Source organism: Ramlibacter sp. AN1133 (genome assembly GCF_037890035.1).
Taxonomy (GTDB): Bacteria; Pseudomonadota; Gammaproteobacteria; order Burkholderiales; family Burkholderiaceae_C; genus Ramlibacter.
In genome coordinates, this window is record NZ_JBBKTQ010000003.1 from 258,576 (window position 1) to 277,363 (window position 18,788).

The window sequence follows — 18,788 nt, forward strand, 5'->3', positions numbered from 1 at the left end:
GCTCCTTGCGGAGCCTTGGTGGCGCGGAGGGGGCAGCCTCAGACGCGACGGCGATATTCGCCGGTGCGGGTGTCGATTTCGACCTTGTCGCCCTGCGCCACGAAGATCGGCACGCCGATTTCGTAGCCGGTGGCGAGCTTGGCGGGCTTGAGCACCTTGCCCGAGGTGTCGCCCTTGACGGCCGGCTCGGTCCAGGTGATCTCGCGCTCGACGCTGGTCGGGATCTCGACGGAGATCGCCTTGCCTTCGTAGAACACCACTTCGGCGGGCATGCCTTCCTCGAGGTAGTTCAGGGCGTCGCCCATGTTCTCCTTCTCGACCTCGTACTGGTTGTACTCGGCGTCCATCCAGACGTACATCGGGTCGGCGAAGTAGGAGTAGGTGCAGTCCTTCTTGTCCAGCACGATCTGGTCCATCTTGTCGTCGGCCTTGAAGACGGTCTCGGTGCCCTGGTTGTTCAGCAGGGACTTGAGCTTCATGCGGACGGTGGCCGAGTTGCGGCCGCCGCGCGAATACTCGGTCTTCAGCACGACCCACGGCTGGTTGGTGTACATGATCACGTTGCCGGCGCGGATTTCTTGAGCGATTTTCATAACACTGTCTCTACGGGTGAGGGCCACCACACGTCCGTGGACTGCGCGCAAGAACCTGCGGGTGGCGGCAAGAGGGTGCGCGTGCGGCCTCCAAGGCCCGGCGCAAAGCCCTATATTGTACTGCGCTGCGCGACCGAGCGCACGAGCTCCTCCACGAGCTCGGGCAATGCTTGCGCCCGGTCAAAGGCCGATGCCGCCACCGGGGCCCAGCGCGGGATGTCCAGCGCGGGCAGCGGCTGGCGCGTCAGCCCGTTCCACGCCCGGAAAAAGTCACGCAGGTCGCCCGGCGGTTGCAGCCAGCCCAGGAATGCTTCCAGTTTCGCGTGGTGGGCGTCGTCGTCCTGCGGGTAGATCTGCCAGATCGCGGGAGCCCCGGCGAGCAGGCCGCGCACGAAGGAATCCTCGCCGCGCACGAAGTTGAGGTCGCAGGACCACAGCAGGTGGTCGTACTCGCGCTGGCTCAGCAGGGGCAGGAAGTGCAGGCGCAGGGCGCCGTGCCCCTGCGCGGCATGGCGGTGCACCGCCGCCGCGGCACGGCCGGCGGTCACCAGCAGCTCGGTCGGCTGGTCGGCGCGCGCGAGCTGCTCCAGCAGCTGCGGCAGCGCCGCGGGCTCGTAGCAGAACAGGCTCAGCACCCGGGCCCCCGAAGGGGTGATGCCACACTGCCGCAGCCACGCGTTGCGGTCGAACGCGGCCCGTCGCGCCGCGAAATCCCGTTCGCGCAGCAGCCCGCCCGTGCGCGCAGTGAAGCCCGGATAGAAGAAGTGCTTCACCAGGCCTGCGGCGGGCCCGTGCATCACCGGCGAGGGCAGGCCGTGGCTGCGCTCCACGTAGCTTTCGGCCGAGAGGTATTCCAGGTTCAGCCAGGCCGGTGGCGTGGCCAGGGCGGCCATGCGCGCGAGGAAGGACAGCGGCGGATCGCAGCCGAATGCCTCGATCACCACCTGGCCCGGCGCGAGGTCGGGCACGGCGTGCGACCACGGCACGACCTCGACCCGCGGCGCGCCCTGCGGCGCCATCCACTGCAGCACGGCCGTGTCGTCCATCCAGAGGCGCACGTCGTGCCCGCGCGCGCCCAGTTCGGCGGCGAGGCGCCAGCACACGCCCGCGTCGCCGTGGTTGTCGATGACCTTGCAGAAGATGTCCCAGCGCACGGCCTCGATAATAGGCGGCATGGTTGAAGGGCATTCCGGGGAACTGCTGGCGCAGGTGGCCGCCCTGCCGGCGTTGCCCGGCGTGTACCGCTATTACGACGCGGACGGCGGCGTGCTCTACGTGGGCAAGGCGCGCAACCTCAAGAAGCGCGTCTCGACCTATTTCCAGAAGAACCACGGCGGCACGCGCATCGGCCACATGGTCGGCAAGATCGCGCGGCTGGAAACGACGGTGGTGCGCTCCGAGGCCGAGGCGCTGCTGCTCGAGAACAACCTGATCAAGACGCTGGCGCCGCGCTACAACATCCTGTTCCGCGACGACAAGAGCTATCCCTACCTGAAGATTACGGGCTCGCCGGACAAGGTGGGCTTCGCGGCGAGGCAGGGCAGCGCGCCGTCGGCGGTGGTGTTCCCGCGCGTGGCGTACTACCGCGGCGCCGTCGACCGCAAGCACCGCTACTTCGGACCCTACCCCAGCGCCTGGGCCGTCAAGGAATCGATCCAGCTGCTGCAGAAGGTGTTCCGCCTGCGCACCTGCGAGGACACGGTGTTCGCCAACCGCACGCGGCCCTGCCTGCTGTACCAGATCAAGCGCTGCTCCGGGCCCTGCGTGGACCTGGTCACGCCCGAGGCGTACCACCACGACGTGCTGAACGCCGAAGCCTTCCTGCGCGGCGACACGCAGTCGGTGCTGCAGGCCCTCGAGCAGCGCATGATGGCCCACGCCGAGAAGCTGGAATTCGAGCAGGCCGCCGAACTGCGCAACCAGATGGGGGCGCTGTCCCGGGTGCTGCACCAGCAGTCGGTGGAAACGGCCTCGGACAAGGACGTGGACATCCTCGCCGTGCAGGTGCACGGGGGCAAGGCCTGCGTCAACCTGGCCATGGTGCGCGGCGGCCGCCACCTCGGCGACCGCGCCTACTTCCCGAGCCACATCGAGGACGCCGCGGCGGTGCAGGAGTTCGACGATGCGGCCGATGCGGTGCACGCGCAGCCGGTGGAAGTGCAGGTGCTGGAGGCCTTCATCGCGCAGCACTACATCGGCGTGCCCGCGCCCTCGGCCCTCATCACCAGCCACCCGGTGGAGGCGGAGCTGGTCGAGGCGCTGTCGCAGCAGGCCGGCGTGCGCATCGCCGCCGTGCACAACCCGCGCGGCCAGCGGCGCCTGTGGCTGGAGATGGCGCAGAAGAACGCCCAGCTCCAGCTGGCCCGCCTGCTGGCCGAGGAAGGCTCGCAGCAGGCGCGCACCCGCGCGCTGGTGGAGGCGCTGGACCTCGCGCCGGACAACCTGGACACCTTCCGCATCGAGTGCTTCGACATCTCGCACACGGCGGGGGAGGCGACCCAGGCCTCGTGCGTCGTGTTCCACCACCACCAGATGCAGAACCGCGAGTACCGCCGCTACAACATCGACGACATCACGCCCGGCGACGACTATGCGGCCATGCGGCAGGTGCTGACGCGCCGCTACGCGCGGCTGGCGCAGGCCGGGCGGGATACGCCCGATGCGACGCCGCCGGAGGGCGAGGACGAAGCGCCCGGCACGACGCCGCCCGAGGGCGGGGGCGAAGCGCCCGTGCAGGAAGTGACGGCGCAAGCGCCAGCGGCCGACGCGCCGGCCGAAGCCTCGCCGCGGCGCGCCAAGCCCGGCGGCGGCGGCAGCGCGCAGCGGCTGCCGGACCTCGTGCTGGTCGACGGCGGCCGGGGCCAGGTGAGCATGGCGCGCGAAGTGTTTGCCGAACTGGGCCTGGACCTGTCGGTGATCGTCGGCGTGGAGAAGGGCGAGGGCCGCAAGGTGGGCCTGGAGGAACTCGTGTTCGCCGACGGCCGCGAGAAGGTGTACCTGGGGCGCGAGTCGGCCGCGCTCATGCTGGTGGCGCAGATCCGCGACGAGGCCCACCGTTTCGCCATCACCGGCATGCGGGCGCGCCGCGCGCGCGTGCGCGTGGGCGGCAGCCAGCTGGAGGAGATCCCGGGCATCGGCGCGAAGAAGCGGGCGCGCCTGCTGCAACGCTTCGGCGGGGTGCGGGGCGTGGCCGCGGCGAGCGTGGAGGACATCGCCACCGTCGAGGGCATCTCGCGCGAGCTGGCGGAGCAGATCTACCGGGCGCTGCATTGAAGCCGCACGCAGCCGCGACGGAAGTCCCGGCCATGCCAGAATCGCGCCCTATGTTCCTCACGGTCCCCACCATCCTGACCTGGACGCGCATCATCGCGATCCCCCTGCTGGTGGGCGTGTTCTACGTCGGTCTCGAGCACCGCACGCAGAACCTGGTCGCCACCGTGATGTTCGTCGTGTTCGCGGCCACCGACTGGCTGGACGGCTACCTCGCCCGCAAGCTCGATCAGCAGTCCTCCTTCGGCGCCTTCCTCGACCCGGTGGCCGACAAGTTCCTCGTCTGCGCCTCGCTGCTGGTGCTGGTGGACCAGCAGCGCGCCGACGTCTTCGTGGCGCTGATCATCATCGGCCGCGAGATCGCCATCTCGGCGCTGCGCGAGTGGATGGCGCAGATCGGCGCGTCCCGCTCCGTCGCCGTGCACATGATCGGCAAGATCAAGACCACGGTGCAGATGGTCGCCATCCCGTTCCTGCTCTACGAAGGCGAGCTGTTCGGGCTGATCGACACGCTGCTCTGGGGCACGTGGCTGATCTGGACCTCCGCAATCCTCACCGTGTGGTCGATGGTGTATTACCTGCAGAAGGCGCTGCCGGAGATCCGCAGCCGGGTGAAGAAGTAGATGGACCGCGCCGGCGCGTCCCGCGCGGACGCCTTGCTGCGGGCCATGCCGGCGATCTTCGTCGTGATCTGGAGCACCGGCTTCATCGTGGCGCGCTACGGCATGCCGCATGCCCCGCCGCTGAAATTCCTGTCACTGCGCTACGCGCTGTCGGTCGCGGCCTTCCTCGCCTGGGCGCTCGCCACCCGCGCCGCGTGGCCGCGCGGCAAGGCGCAGTTCGCGCACCTCGCCATCGCGGGCGTGCTGATGCACGCGGGCTACCTGGGGGGCGTCTGGGCTGCCGTGAAGGCCGGCATGGGCGCGGGCCTGTCGGCGTTGCTGGTTGGCCTGCAGCCGGTGCTGACCGCCGTCTGGATCTCCGGCCGCGGCGGCGAGGTGCGCCCGCGCCAGTGGGCCGGCCTGGCGCTCGGGCTGCTGGGGCTGGTCCTGGTGGTGTGGCAGAAGCTCGGTCATGGCGAAGTCAGCCCCGTCAACTTCACCTATGCCGTCATCGCGCTGTTCTCCATCACGGCCGGCACGCTGTACCAGAAGCGCTTTGTCGCGCCGTGCGACGTGCGCACGGCGAACCTCGTGCAGCTCGCCGCGGCGCTGGCGGTGAGCCTGCCGCTCGCCCTGCTGGAAGGCGAGGGCATGCGATGGGTGCTGGCCGATGGTGCGGTGAACCGCGAACTGGTGGGCGCGCTCGCGTGGTCGGTGCTGGGCCTGACGCTCGGCGGCAGTTCGCTGCTGTACCTGTTGATCCAGCGCGGCGCGGCCACGACGGTCACCAGCCTCATGTACCTCGTGCCGCCCGCGACCGCGCTGATGGCGTGGCTGCTGTTCGGCGAGCCGATCACCGTGCTGATCGTCGCCGGCATGGCGCTCACCGCCGTGGGCGTGAGCCTGGTCGTGCGGCCGGCGCCGTCGTGAGCTTCCAGGGCTCGCCGCGGAAGCGCTCGGCGAGGAAGTCCACCAGCAGCCGGATCCGCTTGGGGGTGCTCGCGCTGTGCGGTGCCAGCCAGTGGATGTCCGCATCGGTCATCGCGTAGCCGGGCAGCACCCGCACCAGCTCGCCGGAGGCCAGCGCGCCGGCGATGTCCCACAGGCTGCGCAGCATGATGCCCTGGCCGGCCAGGCACCAGTCGCGCACCAGTTCGCCCGAGTTGGAGGAGAGCGGCCCGCCCACGCGCACGCGCACTTCCGTGCGATCCCGTTCGCGCTGCAGGCGCCAGATGTCGAACTGCTCGTTCTCGCGCACCACGAGGCAGTCGTGCCCCGCGAGCTCCTCCACCGTCGCCGGCGTGCCGCGCCGGTGCAGGTACGCGGGAGCGGCGACCAGCACGCGCTGGTTGCGGGCCAGGCGCCGGCCGGTCCATTCGCTGGCCCGCGGCCCGCGCACCGCCCACAGCCACACGGCGCCGTCGAAGCCCTCCACGGCGAGGTCCGGGAGCTGCTCGGTGAGCTGCAGCTGCACGTCCAGCTGCGGGTGGCGCTGCTGGAATTCGGCGATCGCCGGCCCCAGCCACTGCCGGCCGAAGCCGAAGGTGGCGGCCAGCCGGATGCGGCCGACCGGCTCCTTGTGCCGCTCCTGCAGCTCGGCCTCCATGGCCTGGAACAGCGCCAGCAGGCCCGTGGCGCGCTCGCACAGGGCTTCGCCCTCGGCGGTGGGCACGACGCGGCGCGTGGTCCGCTGGAACAGCTTGAGGCCCAGCCGCGCTTCCAGCGCGGCCAGCCGCTTCGTGATCACCGAGGGCACCACGTCCGCGGCCGAGGCGGCGCCGGAGAGGCTGCCGTGCCCGCGGATGGCCAGCAGGAGTTCGAGGTCGGCGCGTTCGAGATGGGGCTGCATACTTGCCGAATCGGAAAGAATCCCTTGCCGCATTATTGCTTGCCGGGTGCGGGGCCCGGGTCCAGAATTCCGCCCATGCTCGATGGCTTCGAAACCCTGCAGGTCGCGCGCGGCGGCGTCACGCTGAACGTGCGCCGCGGCGGCCGGGGCGAACCCCTGCTGCTGTTGCACGGGCATCCGCAGAGCCACGCCATGTGGCACCGCGTGGCGCCGCGGCTGGCGCAGCGCTTCGAGCTGGTCCTGATGGACCTGCGCGGCTACGGCGACTCCGGCCGGCCGGCCGCCGGCACCGACTCTGCCGCGTATGCCAAGCGCGAGATGGCGTTCGATGCGCTCGAGGTGATGCGCCAGCTCGGGCACGCGCGCTTCCAGGTGCTCGCGCACGACCGCGGCGCGCGCGTGGCGCACCGCCTCGCGCTGGACCACGCCGACAGCGTCGAGCGCCTGATGCTGCTGGACATCGCCCCCACGCTGGCGATGTACCGCCACACCGGCGAGGCGTTCGCGCGCGCCTACTGGCACTGGTTCTTCCTGATCCAGCCGCCGCCGCTGCCGGAGGCGCTGATCGCCTCCGACCCGGTGCGCTACGTGCGCAGCGTGATGGGCGCGCGGCACGCGGGCCTGGCGGCCTTCGCGCCGCAAGCGCTGGCCGAATACGAGCGCTGCGCCGCGATCGCCGGCACGCCCGAGGCGATCTGCGCCGACTACCGCGCCGGCGCCGGCATCGACCTCGCGCACGACCAGCAGGACCTGCAGGCGGGCCGCCTGCTGGCGCAGCCGCTGCACGTGCTGTGGGGCGAGCATGGCGCCGTGGGCCGCTGCTTCGACGTGCCGGCCCTGTGGCGGCCCTACGCCACGCAATTCACCGGCCGCAGCCTGCCCTGCGGCCACTACATCGCGGAGGAGGCCCCGGCCCTTCTGCTGGACGAGATCCTCACCTTCTTCAGGAGCAAACCGTGAGCAAGAAACGCATCGCAGTCCTCGCCGGCGACGGCATCGGCAAGGAAGTCATGCCCGAGGGCGTGCGCGTGGTGGACGCCGCCGCCCGCAAGTTCGGCATCGAGCTGCAGTTCGACCACTTCGACTGGTCCTCGTGGGACTACTGCGAGAAGCACGGCCAGTACATGCCGGACAACTGGAAGGACCTGGTCGGCGGCCACGACGCCATCTTCTTCGGCGCGGTGGGCTGGCCCGAGAAGATCGCCGACCACACCTCGCTGTGGCAGTCGCTGCTGCTGTTCCGCCGCGACTTCGACCAGTACATCAACCTGCGCCCGGCGCGCCTGATGCCCGGCATCATCGCGCCCGTCGTGCGCAAGGACGGCAGCCGGCGCGAGCCCGGCGAGATCGACATGTACATCGTGCGCGAGAACACCGAGGGCGAATACTCCGCCGTCGGCGGCCGCATGTACAACGGCACCGAGCGCGAGATCGTCATGCAGGAGACGATCATGTCCCGCCACGGCGTGGATCGCGTGCTGAAGTTCGCCTTCGAGCTGGCCAGCAAGCGCGAGAAGAAGCACCTGACCTGCGCCACCAAGTCCAACGGCATCGCGATCACCATGCCCTACTGGGACGAGCGCTTCGCCTTGATGGCGAAGAACTACCCGGACATCAAGACCGACAAGTTCCACATCGACATCCTGACGGCGCACTTCGTGCAGCGCCCGGACTTCTTCGACGTGGTGGTCGCCACCAACCTGTTCGGCGACATCCTGTCCGACCTCGGGCCGGCCTGCACCGGCACGATCGGCATCGCGCCCAGCGCCAACATGAACCCGGACCGCACCCATCCCTCGCTGTTCGAGCCGGTGCACGGCTCCGCGCCGGACATCTACGGCAGGAACATCGCCAACCCCATCGGCCAGATCTGGGCCGGCGCGATGATGCTGGACTTCCTGGGCCACAAGGAGGCCCACGACGCGATCCTGCAGACGATCGAGAAGGTGCTCGATCCGAAGTCCGGTGCCCCGAAGACGGCGGACATCGGCGGCAAGGCGAGCACCACCGACGTGGGCAAGGCGATCGCCGCGGCCCTGTAGTCGCAATCCGTTGCAGGCATGCAAGCGCACGCTCGCGAAAGCGGGCGTGCGGCGCGAGCTTTTCCCCGGGAATGCTGCGCGGCGTGTTGTATTGCCGCATGGCGTATTGACACCGCCGGAGGCGCTGTTTCTAATCGACGCCAGTGGCCGCCAGGCCGCCCGCACTGTCTCCCCTTCCCGCACATGCGCCCTTCGCGACGCGGGAACGGGAGACAAATTTTTGACCAGAACTGCGTCCAACTACACTCATCCTGGATCCGGAGGGGCATCCCTGTGAACAAGACCGAACTGATCGAGCACATCGCCAAACACGCCGACATCTCCAAGGCCGCCGCCACGCGCGCCCTCGAATCGATGATCGGCGCGGTGAAGACCACGCTGAAGAAGGGCGGCTCGGTTTCCCTCGTCGGATTCGGCACGTTCGCGGTGGGCAAACGGGCCGCGCGCAGCGGCCGGAATCCCCGGACCGGCGCACAGATTAAAATCAAGGCTGCCAAGGTGCCCAAGTTCCGTCCCGGCAAGGCGCTCAAGGATGCGCTGAACTGATCGGTCCTGACCCGGTGGGGTGCTTAGCTCAGCTGGTAGAGCGGCGCCCTTACAAGGCGTAGGTCGGCGGTTCGATCCCGTCAGCACCCACCAACGAAGAAAGGCGAACCGTGGTTCGCCTTTTTGTTTGTCCTGAGAACGAGAACCGAACATGTTTGAATTCGTCCGCAAGCACACCAAGTGGATGCAGCTCGTGCTGTTCCTCCTGATCGTGCCGTCCTTCGTCCTGTTCGGCCTCCAGGGCTACAACCGCATGCGCGAGAGGGGCGAGACGGTGGCCAAGGTGGACGGCCACGAGATCACGCAGCAGGACTGGGACGAAGCCCACAAGCGCCAGGTGGACCGCCTGCGCGAGCAGATGCCCACCATCGACACCAAGCTGCTCGACTCCGCTGCCGCGAAGTACGGCACGCTGGAGCAGCTGGTGCGCGATCGCGTGCTGGCCGCGGCGGTGGAGCACCAGCACCTGCTGGTGGGGGACCAGCGCCTGGCACGCGAGCTGCAGTCCAACGAGGTGATGGGCGCGCTGCGCGGGGCGGACGGCAAGATCGACCTGAAGCGCTACGAGCAGCTGCTCGCCGCGCGCGGCATGTCGCCGCAGATGTTCGAGAACCAGGTGCGCAACGACATCGCGCTGCGCCAGGTGCTCGGGGGCGTGGGCCAGTCCGCCTTCACGCCGCCCACGCAGGCGGCCGTGGCCCTGGGCAGCTACTTCGAGCGGCGCGAGGCGCAGGTGGCACGCTTCAATGCCGCCGACTTCAAGGCCAAGGTGGAGCCCACCGAAGGCGAACTGCAGGCCTTCTACAAGGAGAACCCGCAGCTGTTCCAGTCGCCCGAGCAGGCGAACGTCGAATACGTGGTGCTCGATCTCGCCTCGGTGCAGAAGGGCATCACCCTCAACGAGGCCGACCTCAAGAGCTACTACGAGCAGAACCAGGGCCGCGTGGGCGGCGGTGCCGAGGAACGCCGCGCCAGCCACATCCTGGTCACCGTGCCCAAGGGGGCGCCGCAGGCCGAGAAGGACAAGGCCAAGGCCAAGGCGGAGGAACTGCTCGCGCAGGTGAAGAAGAACCCGGACAGCTTCGCCGAAGTGGCGAAGAAGAACTCGCAGGACCCGGGCTCGGCGGCCAACGGCGGCGACCTGGACTTCTTCACCCGCGGCGCGATGACCAAGCCGTTCGAGGATGCCGTGTTCGCGCTGAAGGCCAAGGGCGAGATCGCGGGCCCGGTGGAGACGGAGTTCGGCTACCACATCGTCAAGCTCACCGACATCAAGGTGCCCAAGCAGCGCACCTTCGAGGAAGTCAGGCCCGAACTGGAAGCGGAGCTGCGCAAGCAGCAGGCGCAGAAGAAGTACGCCGAGGCCGCGGAGACCTTCAGCAACACCGTGTACGAGCAGTCGGACTCGCTCAAGCCGGTGGCCGACAAGCTGAAGCTGGAAGTCAGGAGCGTGCAGGGCCTGACGCGCACCCCGCAGCCGGGCGCCACCGGGCCGCTGGCCAACCCCAAGTTCCTGCAGTCCCTGTTCTCGCCGGACGCCACCGAGCGCAAGCGCAACACGGAGGCCGTGGAATTCGGTCCCAGCCAGCTGGTGGCCGGCCGCGTCACGCAGTACTCGCCGGCGCGCACGCGTCCCTTCGAGGAGGTGAAGGCGAGCGTGCGCGACAGCGTGGTGGCGAAGAAGGCGGCGGAACTCGCCCGCAAGGAAGGCGAGGCGAAGCTGGCCGCGTGGAAGGCCGACCCGGCCGCGGCGCAGGTCGGCGAGACCGTGACGCTGTCGCGCGTGGATGCCAAGCAGCCGCCCAAGCTGGTGGAGGCGGCGCTGCGCGCCGACGCGGCCAAGCTGCCGGCGCTCGTGGGCGTCGACCTCGGGGCCGAAGGCTATGCGATCGTGAAGGTGAACAAGGTGCTGCCGCGTGAAGCGCCGCCGCCGCAGCAGGCAGCGCAGGAACTTCAGCAGTACACGCAGGCCTGGACGCGCGACGAGGCGCTGGCGTACTACAACGTGCTGAAGGACCGCTACAAGGCGGAGATCCTGGTGCCCAGGCCGAAGGACACGCTGCCCACGCAGTGACGGCGCGGCCGGCGCAAGACGCGGTCGCCGGCCCTCGCTGACCGCGCGCTGACGGCGCGCTGTCGGACAACGGTTGGTGCGGTGTCGCACCGACGCGGCCCGATGGAGGGACCACGCTCGTGGCACACGGTAGCCGCCGTGAGGGAGCGATCCATGATGTCGAATTTCCTGGCGTCGCACCGCGAGGAGCTGATTCGCAGGTGCACGGCGAAGGTTGCCATGCGGCCGCTGCGCGCAGCCACCGAACTGCAGCTGCGCAACGGCATCCCGCTCTTCCTGGCGCAGCTGCAGCGCACCCTGGAAGCGGAGGAGCGGCACGAGACCACCGTCAGCCTGATGATTTCGGGCCCGGCGGGCGGCGAAGCGGCAGGCGCCTCCGAGATGGGGACCAGCGCCACGGCCCACGGCAGGGAGCTCCTGGTCCTGGGGTACTCGGTGTCCCAGGTCGTCCACGACTACGGAGACCTGTGCCAGGCGATCACGGACCTCGCCTTCGAACGCGAGGCGCCGTTTGCCGTGCACGAATTCCGCACCCTCAATCGCTGCCTGGACAACAGCATCGCCAGTGCGGTCGAGGCCTTCAGCGCCCAGCGCGATCTCTCCGTGGCCGCGCAACAGCAGGCGCAGGCCAGCGAACGCCTGGAAGCGCTGCTGCACTCCCTGCGCAGCTCGCTGGCCACCGCCACCTACGCCGTGGCGGCGCTCGAACTCGGCAACCTGTCGGTGTCGGGCTCCACCGGGTCCATTCTCAAGAAGAGCCTCGCCGCGATGGCCCAGCGGGTGGGTGGCCCCACCCTGCAGGAAATCCGCAACGCGTCCGATCCCACCGCCTGAGCCGCGCCGCAGGGCGGGAGGCCGGTGGAGGGCGCCGCGTATCATCGGTTCGATGTCGCTCGCTGAATGGGCCCTGTTCGTCGGCGGGCTGATGGTCACCATGGTGCTCGCGGGCACGCTGCTCGGGCGGCTGCCCCTCAGCAGCGCGATGGTCTACCTGGCGCTGGGATGGGTTCTCGGCCCGGACGTGATGAACGTGCTGCGGCCGGATCCCTTCCTGCACGCGCGCCTGCTGGAGACGATCGCGGAGATCGCGCTCCTCATCTCGCTGTTCGCCGTCGGCATGCAGCTGGGCGTGCCGCTGCGGGATCGCCGCTGGCTGCTGCCCGCGCGCCTCGCGATCGGATCGATGGCCCTGCTGGTGGGCATGGTGACGGCGGTGGGCGTGTGGCTGCTGCACCTGCCACTGGGAGCGGCGATCCTGCTCGGCGCCATCGTGGCCCCGACCGATCCCGTGCTCGCCTCCGGCGTGCGCTCCGAACCGGGCGCGAGGCCCGACCGCATGGGCTTCAGCCTCGCGGGGGAGGGCGGCCTGAACGACGGCACGGCATTCCCGTTCGTGATGCTGGGCCTGGGCTTGCTGGGCCTCGGGGAACTGGGCCCGGGCCTGATGCGCTGGTGGGGCATTTCGCTCCTCTGGGCCACGCTGGGCGGCGTGGCGATCGGGGCCCTGCTGGGCACCGGCGCGGGACGGCTGGTGGTCCTGCTGCGCAGCCGCCATGGCCAGGCGGTCGGCCTCGACGAGTTCCTGGGGCTGGGCCTGATCGGCATGGCCTATGGCCTGGCGCAGATCTGCCTCGCGTCCGGCTTCCTGGCCGTGTTCGCCGCCGGCCTGGCCTTGCAGCGGGTGCGGGAACGACCGCAGGCGCCGCGGGCGGAGCAGGAAGATACGCCCCGGCAAGCCAGGGACATGCAGGACACGGTGCAGGCCTTCAACGAGCAACTCGAGAAGGTCGCCGAACTTGCATTGGTCCTGATGCTCGGCGCGATGCTGTCGTACGCGCCGCTGCCGGCCGCCGGCTGGTGGTTCGTGCCGCTGCTGCTGCTGGTGCTGAGGCCGCTGTCGGTGCTCGCGGCCGTGCCGGGAGAAGGCCTGAGCCGGCCGCAGCGGACCATGATCGCGTGGTTCGGCATCCGCGGGATCGGCTCGGTGTTCTACCTGCTGTTCGCGCTGCGCCACGGCATCGCGCCGCGGATCGCGGAGACGCTCGTCTCGCTCACGCTGTGGACCGTGGCCACGTCCATCATCGTCCATGGCATCACGGCCCAGCCGCTGATGGACCGCTACATCCTGTGGCGGCGGCGGGCGGGCCGGCGGCGCTAGGGGCGGGGAGCCTCGCGCGGCAGGCGCACCAGGAAGGTCGTTCCTTCGAGCGCCGAGGAGTCGATCTGCAGGTCGCCGCCGTGCGACAGCACGATCTCGCGGCAGATGTACAGCCCCAGGCCCAGGCCGGTGCGCTCGCGGTGCTCGCCGTCCGCTTCCCGCTGCACGCCCCGCTCCAGCGGCTGGAAGATCCGCTCGCGGTCCTCCACGGGGATGGGTTCGCCGAAGTTGTGCACCGAGAAGAAGACCTCCCGGGGCTGCGACCACATGCGCACCGTCACCTCCGTGGTGGGGCTTCCGTACAGCAGGGCGTTGCCCAGCAGGTTCGACAGCAGCTGCCCCATGCGGCCTTCATCCCAGGTGCCGATGAAGTCGCCGCGGCTTTCCAGGCGCACGATGCGTTTCGGATGCCGAACCTGGGTCTCTTCGACGACCTTGGCCAGCTGCGCGGCAAGATCGCCCGGCTGCCGTTCGATGGGCATCACGCCGTCGGCCTGCGCGCGCGTGAAGTCCACCACCTGCTCGATGATGGCCTTGATGCGGGAGGCCGCGTTCACGATGGGCGCCGCGGCGGCGGCGCTGAGCTTGCCGGAACGCACGAGGCCGGCCGCGCTCATCATGATCGTGCCGAGCGGATTGCGGATGTCGTGCCCCAGGATGCCGATGAACAGCTCCGCGGAGGTGCCGGTCTGCCGCGTGTAGCGGCCGACGGATTCCGCGATGGCCTGGTCGATGGCCTCGTTGAAGCGCGTGAGGTCTGCCAGGTCTTCCGGCCCCGCGCCGCCGCCGTGGTGCGCCCAGATCTTCAGCACGCTCGCGCGCAGGGCGCGGTACTCGGTGATCATCGAATCCACCGCGAAGCCGGCGACCATGCGGAAGTCGGCGTGCGTTTCCGCCGGCGTCGGCAGCGGGCCGCGCGGGCCGTTCCCCTTGCCCTTCGCATCCTGCTGGGCGGCGGACTGCGGCCGCGCGAGGTCCGCGGCGATCGTCTTGAGGATCTCCGACGCGTGGTCGCGCAGGGCGGCGGGGTCCAGCGCCACCCCCGTGTGGCTCACGGTGGCGGCGAATTCGTCCCAGGCGAGCAGGATCTCCTCGGCATGCGTTCCCAGGAACTCGGACAGGCGCGGCCGCGAAGGAGGGTCACCGGACCGCGGATGGAGCTGCGTGACTGTCGAAGAGGTGGAAGCTTGCATGGACGACCCCGGGAGCGGTGCGCATGCAGACTGATCGGGCGAACCCATCGGCTCAGGCACGAAGGAGCCGAATCAGCGGAGGAACAAGGGAGTGTAGGCGCGTTCGGCACAGTTCGCCGGACTTCACGCAGCGGACACGAAAGGCCCCGAGGCGCCTCCCGAAGCAGGATCCGAGGCTCGAGGGGCGAGGTCCAGGCGGCACCGTCGGTCGGAAGCCCGCGGCCGCAGCCCGCCAGGCCCGATTGATGGCACCATGGGTCCACCGGGGCTCCGCTCAAGGTGCGGCAACAGTTGCCGCCCGTGCAGCTGCGGGAACCGAGAAGGAGAGTGCAAGATGGGATTCTTCAGCAAGATTCTGGACAAACTGGGATTCGATGCGGGTGCCAGCAAGGTCGACGACATGCTCAAGGCACCCGTGGCGCCGGCCGCGCCGGCGACCAACGTCGCTGGCGCCGGTGCCGAAACTGCCAGGCCGCGGGCGATCAGCGAGGTGGACGTCGTCGGCCAGCTGGAGGCCAAGGCCAACGCCAATTCCCAGAAGCTCAACTGGCGCACCTCCATCGTGGACCTGCTCAAGCTCCTGGACATCGACAGCAGCCTGAATGCGCGCAAGGAACTCGCCACCGAGCTCGGGTGCCCCGCCAACCTGATGGCCGACTCCGCGCAGATGAACATGTGGCTGCACAAGGCGGTGCTGCAGAAGCTGGCCGCCAACGGCGGCAACGTTCCCAAAGAGCTGCTGTGACCGGCCGGGGCTCCGGCATGCGGGCCCGAAGCGGCGCTGCGTCGGGACCTGCGCTTTTCGTCGGCGCCAAAGCGATCAGGCCTTGATTCCGGGGGAATCAAGGCCTGATGCGCAGCAAGGGGGTGGGGTGGCTGATGGGACTCGAACCCACGACAACAGGAATCACAATCCTGGACTCTACCAACTGAGCTACAGCCACCGTGAGCCGGCGATTATAGCCGGGCCGCGGGGGATTTTTCAGTCGTTGACCAGCACCAGCTTGCCCTGGACCTCACGCGAACCCATGCGCGCATAGGCCGCCCTGAGCTCGGCCATCGGCATCGTGCGGTCGATCACGGGCTTGATCCGGCCCTGGCCGTACCACTTCGCGAGTTCCTGCAGCGTGGCCGCGGCCGTCTTCGGCTCGCGCCGCGTGAGCTCGCCCCAGAACACACCGACCAGCGACGCGCCCTTCAGCAGCGGCAGGTTCAGCGGCAGGCTCGGGATCGGGCCCGCCGCGAAGCCGATCACGCAGTAGCGGCCCCGCCACGCGATCGAGCGGAAGGCCGGCTCGGCGAACTCGCCGCCCACCGGGTCGTAGACCACGTCCGGGCCCTTGCCGTCGGTGAGCGTCCTGACCTGCTCGCGAAAGGCGTTCGGCACGCCGTGCTGCGTGTAGTTGATCGTCGCGTCGGCGCCGATGGAGCGGCACAGGGCGCACTTGTCGTCCGTGGAGGCCGCGGCGATCACCCGCGCGCCCATCGCCTTGGCGATCTGGATCGCGGCGGTGCCCACGCCGCCGGCGGCGCCGAGGACCAGCACCGTCTCGCCCGCCTTCAGTTGCGCGCGATCGACCAGCGCGTGGTACGAGGTCGCGTACGTCATGATGAAGGCCGCGGCGTCCACGAAAGGAAAGCCGGCCGGCAGCGGCACGCAGCGCTCCGCCGGCGCGATGGTGTGGGTGCCGAAGCCGCCGGTGCCGGCGAGGCAGGCGACCGACTGGCCCACCTGCAGGTTCGTCACGCCCGCACCCACCGCCGCCACGACGCCGGCGAACTCGGAGCCGGGCACGAAGGGCAGGGGCGGCTTGTGCTGGTACTTGTTCTGCACGATCAGCAGGTCGGGGAAGTTCAGGCTCGCGGCCTTCACCTCGACGAGCACCTCGCCCGCCTGCGGCTGCGGGGTGGGCAGTTCCTTCCATTGCAGCGCGTCAACGCCGACGGGGTTTTCGCAAAGCCAGGCTTGCATGCACATGTCTCCTTCGATGGCCGCGATGATAGGGGCGAGCGCGACCCTACAATGACCGCAAGATGAAGATCCTGCTCTCCAACGACGACGGCTACCAGGCGCCGGGCATCGTGGCGCTGTACGAGGCCATCCGGGACCTCGGCGACGTCGAAGTCGTGGCGCCGGAACACAACAACAGCGCCAAGTCCAACGCGCTGACGCTGCACGCGCCGCTGTACGTCAACGTGGCGGGCAACGGCTTCCGCTACGTGAACGGCACGCCGGCCGACTGCGTGCACATCGCGCTCACGGGCCTTCTGGGCTACAAGCCGGACCTGGTCGTGAGCGGCATCAACAACGGCGCCAACATGGGCGACGACACGATCTACTCCGGCACGGTCGGCGCGGCGATGGAGGGCTACCTGTTCGGCGTTCCCGCCATCGCCTTCTCGCAGACGGAGAAGGGCTGGGCCCACCTCGACGCGGCGGCGCGCAAGGCGCGCGAACTGGTGCAGTTCCTCTCGGAGCACCATCGCACCGACGACGCGCACTGGCTGCTGAACGTGAACATCCCCAACCGGCCCTACGAGGACCTGAAGCCCTACAAGGTGTGCCGCCTCGGCCGCCGCCACGCGGCGGAGAAGGTGATCGCGCAGACCAGCCCGCACGGGCAGATGATGTACTGGATCGGCGCGGCCGGCCCGGCCAAGGACGACGCCGAGGGCACCGACTTCCACGCCAACCTGCAGGGGCATCCGACCATCACGCCGCTGAAGGTGGACCTGACCGACCACGACGCGCTGCGCTACTGGGCGCAGGCGGCCACGCAGATCCCGCAGGGCGAGGGCGGCCGATGACACGCCGGCCGGGTTTCCCGGCACGGCTGCCCGCCCCTGGGGCCCCGGCGCCCGCGCGCCCCCCCGCGGCCGCGGCGGCGCCGCAGCGGACGGTGCCGTCCGGCCTCGGGCTCGACTCGCATGCCGTGCGCGCGCGCATGGTGCGCAAGCTCGCGGGCCAGGGCGTGCGCGACGCGCGCGTGCTGGCCGCGATGAATGCGGTGGATCGGCACCGCTTCGTGGACAGCGCGCTGGTCAACCAGGCCTACGAGGACACGAGCCTGCCCATCGGCCTGGGCCAGACCATCTCCAAGCCGAGCGTGGTGGCGCGCATGATCGAGCTGCTGCTGGCGGGCCGCACCGATGCGAACGGGCGGCTCGGCCGCGTGCTGGAGGTCGGCACCGGTTGCGGTTACCAGGCCGCGGTGCTGAGCCAGGTCGCCACCGAGGTCTACAGCATCGAGCGGCTGCGCGCGTTGCACGAACGCGCGCGCGAGAACCTTCGGCCGCTGCGCCTGGCCAACCTGCACCTGCTCTTCGGCGATGGCATGCAGGGCTACGCCAAGGGCGCGCCCTATGCAGGCATCATTGCCGCAGCGGGCGGCGATGCCGTGCCGGTGCAATGGACCGACCAGCTTGCCGAGGGAGGGCGCATCGTGGCGCCCATGGTGATGCCTCACGGCGCGCAGGCTCTCGTGATCGTGGAGAAGACCGCGGGTCGGCTGAACCAGAGCGTCCTTGAGGGCGTTCATTTTGTGCCCCTAAAATCGGGCATCGCATGAGGAAGAATTCGATGGTGTTGCGCGAGCGCGCGTGGGTGGGTGGTTGCATGGTGCTGTTGTGCGCCGCGCTGGCGGCGTGCACGTCGCCGCGCCGCGCACCCGCGCCGGTGGAAGACCGCGGCACTGCACGCCATGTCACCGTGGCCCCGCCGGCAACGCAGCCGGCGCAGGCGGCCCGCTCCGCGACGCTGCCCGGCGCGGAGAACGAAGGAAAGCCGGGCTACCACACGGTGCGGCCGGGCGAAACGCTGATCCGCATCGCGCTCGAGAGCGGACAGAACTGGCGCGACATCGCGCGCTGGAACAACATCGACAACCCGAACGTGATCGAAGTGGGCCAGGTGCTGCGCGTGACGCCGCCGGCCCCGACGGCGATCGCGCAGGCCGAGCCCCCGCGAGCCGCGCCGCCGGCCGGCGCGTCGTCGTCGGTGCTGCCTCCGTTGAGCGCGGGCAGCGCGTCGCGCGTGGCGCCTGGCTCCGCGCCCGCGGGCTCCCCGCCGCCGTCGCCCGGCGACGACGACATCGGCTGGGCCTGGCCTACGCCGGGCGCGGCCGCGATCCTGGCGGGCTTCGACGAGCAGAAGAACAAGGGCATCGACATCGGTGGCCGCCCGGGCGACCCGGTGCTGGCCGCCGCGGACGGGCGGGTCGTCTATGCCGGCGCCGGCCTGCGCGGCTACGGCAACCTGATCATCCTGAAGCACAACAACACCTACCTCACGGCGTATGCGCACAACCAGTCGCTGCTCGTGAAGGAGGACCAGACGGTGCGCAAGGGCCAGAAGATCGCCGAGATGGGCGCCACCGACAGCGACCGCGTGAAGCTGCACTTCGAGATCCGGCGCCAGGGCAAGCCGGTCGATCCCATGCGTTTCCTGCCAGCGAGGTAGCG

The 18,788-nt window shown here is 69.8% G+C and carries 18 protein-coding genes and 2 tRNA genes; 14 read left to right on the forward strand and 6 right to left on the reverse strand.

Annotated elements, in window-relative coordinates; translation table 11 throughout:
• Window positions 1–38 precede the first annotated feature (38 nt).
• Window positions 39–593 carry an elongation factor P gene (gene efp / locus WG923_RS05810; protein ID WP_340349991.1) on the reverse strand — a complete coding sequence of 185 codons (555 nt, stop codon included), beginning with the start codon at window positions 591–593 and terminating at the stop codon, window positions 39–41.
• Window positions 594–703: 110 nt separating this feature from the next.
• The gene (gene earP, locus WG923_RS05815) at window positions 704–1,768 is read right to left on the reverse strand and encodes an elongation factor P maturation arginine rhamnosyltransferase EarP (protein WP_340349992.1); all 1,065 of its coding nucleotides are present in this window, start codon (window positions 1,766–1,768) and stop codon (window positions 704–706) included.
• On the opposite strand from earP, the gene uvrC reads away from it, so the two are divergent.
• From uvrC to WG923_RS05830, 3 genes are read left to right on the forward strand one after another with little or no spacing between them, the layout of a single operon-like run.
• Window positions 1,767–3,866 (forward strand): excinuclease ABC subunit UvrC, encoded by a 2,100-nt coding sequence (gene uvrC, locus WG923_RS05820; RefSeq protein ID WP_340349993.1) that lies wholly within the window; start codon window positions 1,767–1,769, stop codon window positions 3,864–3,866. The genes earP and uvrC overlap by 2 nt on opposite strands.
• Before the next feature lie 50 nt (window positions 3,867–3,916).
• Window positions 3,917–4,486, forward strand: coding sequence for a CDP-diacylglycerol--glycerol-3-phosphate 3-phosphatidyltransferase (gene pgsA, locus WG923_RS05825; RefSeq protein WP_340349994.1), 570 nt, complete (start codon window positions 3,917–3,919; stop codon window positions 4,484–4,486).
• Window positions 4,487–5,395 carry a DMT family transporter gene (locus WG923_RS05830; RefSeq protein WP_340349995.1) on the forward strand — a complete coding sequence of 303 codons (909 nt, stop codon included), beginning with the start codon at window positions 4,487–4,489 and terminating at the stop codon, window positions 5,393–5,395. It begins immediately after the preceding gene.
• Here WG923_RS05830 and WG923_RS05835 read toward each other — a convergent pair.
• Window positions 5,349–6,314 (reverse strand): LysR family transcriptional regulator, encoded by a 966-nt coding sequence (locus WG923_RS05835; RefSeq protein WP_340349996.1) that lies wholly within the window; start codon window positions 6,312–6,314, stop codon window positions 5,349–5,351. The genes WG923_RS05830 and WG923_RS05835 overlap by 47 nt on opposite strands.
• A gap of 75 nt (window positions 6,315–6,389) precedes the next feature.
• Here WG923_RS05835 and WG923_RS05840 point away from each other — a divergent pair, with 75 nt between their 5' ends.
• From WG923_RS05840 to WG923_RS05870, 7 genes are all read left to right on the forward strand, one after another.
• Window positions 6,390–7,274, forward strand: a complete 885-nt coding sequence (locus WG923_RS05840) for an alpha/beta fold hydrolase (protein ID WP_340349997.1) — start codon at window positions 6,390–6,392, stop codon at window positions 7,272–7,274.
• A complete protein-coding gene (locus tag WG923_RS05845) occupies window positions 7,271–8,356 on the forward strand; it encodes a tartrate dehydrogenase (protein ID WP_340349998.1) in 1,086 nt (361 codons plus the stop codon). The genes WG923_RS05840 and WG923_RS05845 overlap by 4 nt, the downstream gene beginning before the upstream one ends.
• Before the next feature lie 273 nt (window positions 8,357–8,629).
• The gene (locus WG923_RS05850) at window positions 8,630–8,902 is read left to right on the forward strand and encodes an HU family DNA-binding protein (RefSeq protein ID WP_013901776.1); all 273 of its coding nucleotides are present in this window, start codon (window positions 8,630–8,632) and stop codon (window positions 8,900–8,902) included.
• Between the two features lie 17 nt (window positions 8,903–8,919).
• A tRNA-Val gene (locus WG923_RS05855) sits at window positions 8,920–8,995 on the forward strand.
• A gap of 58 nt (window positions 8,996–9,053) precedes the next feature.
• Window positions 9,054–10,976, forward strand: coding sequence for a SurA N-terminal domain-containing protein (locus WG923_RS05860; RefSeq protein WP_340349999.1), 1,923 nt, complete (start codon window positions 9,054–9,056; stop codon window positions 10,974–10,976).
• Between the two features lie 153 nt (window positions 10,977–11,129).
• Window positions 11,130–11,810 carry a hypothetical protein gene (locus WG923_RS05865; RefSeq protein ID WP_340350000.1) on the forward strand — a complete coding sequence of 227 codons (681 nt, stop codon included), beginning with the start codon at window positions 11,130–11,132 and terminating at the stop codon, window positions 11,808–11,810.
• A gap of 52 nt (window positions 11,811–11,862) precedes the next feature.
• Window positions 11,863–13,134, forward strand: coding sequence for a cation:proton antiporter (locus tag WG923_RS05870; RefSeq protein ID WP_340350001.1), 1,272 nt, complete (start codon window positions 11,863–11,865; stop codon window positions 13,132–13,134).
• Here the strand turns inward: WG923_RS05870 and WG923_RS05875 are convergent.
• A complete protein-coding gene (locus WG923_RS05875) occupies window positions 13,131–14,327 on the reverse strand; it encodes a sensor histidine kinase (protein ID WP_340350002.1) in 1,197 nt (398 codons plus the stop codon). The genes WG923_RS05870 and WG923_RS05875 overlap by 4 nt on opposite strands.
• A gap of 334 nt (window positions 14,328–14,661) precedes the next feature.
• Here WG923_RS05875 and WG923_RS05880 point away from each other — a divergent pair, with 334 nt between their 5' ends.
• Window positions 14,662–15,072: a DUF3597 domain-containing protein gene (locus WG923_RS05880; RefSeq protein ID WP_340350003.1), complete on the forward strand. Its 411-nt coding sequence runs from the start codon at window positions 14,662–14,664 to the stop codon at window positions 15,070–15,072.
• Window positions 15,073–15,195: 123 nt separating this feature from the next.
• On the opposite strand, the gene WG923_RS05885 is transcribed toward WG923_RS05880, so the two are convergent.
• Together WG923_RS05885 and WG923_RS05890 are read right to left on the reverse strand one after the other, a co-directional pair.
• Window positions 15,196–15,271 (reverse strand) — tRNA-His (locus WG923_RS05885).
• 38 nt (window positions 15,272–15,309) lie between these two features.
• Window positions 15,310–16,299, reverse strand: a complete 990-nt coding sequence (locus WG923_RS05890) for an NADPH:quinone oxidoreductase family protein (protein ID WP_340350004.1) — start codon at window positions 16,297–16,299, stop codon at window positions 15,310–15,312.
• Between the two features lie 62 nt (window positions 16,300–16,361).
• On the opposite strand from WG923_RS05890, the gene surE reads away from it, so the two are divergent.
• Genes surE through WG923_RS05905 form a run of 3 tightly spaced genes read left to right on the forward strand, consistent with a single transcriptional unit; the run spans window position 16,362 to window position 18,786 of the window.
• A complete protein-coding gene (surE, locus tag WG923_RS05895) occupies window positions 16,362–17,135 on the forward strand; it encodes a 5'/3'-nucleotidase SurE (protein ID WP_340350005.1) in 774 nt (257 codons plus the stop codon).
• Entirely contained in the window at window positions 17,132–17,896 is a 765-nt protein-coding gene (locus tag WG923_RS05900; protein ID WP_340350006.1) for a protein-L-isoaspartate(D-aspartate) O-methyltransferase, read from the forward strand. The genes surE and WG923_RS05900 overlap by 4 nt, the downstream gene beginning before the upstream one ends.
• Window positions 17,897–17,907: 11 nt before the next feature.
• Window positions 17,908–18,786 (forward strand): peptidoglycan DD-metalloendopeptidase family protein, encoded by an 879-nt coding sequence (locus WG923_RS05905; RefSeq protein WP_445322901.1) that lies wholly within the window; start codon window positions 17,908–17,910, stop codon window positions 18,784–18,786.
• The last annotated feature ends 2 nt before the right edge of the window (window positions 18,787–18,788 follow it).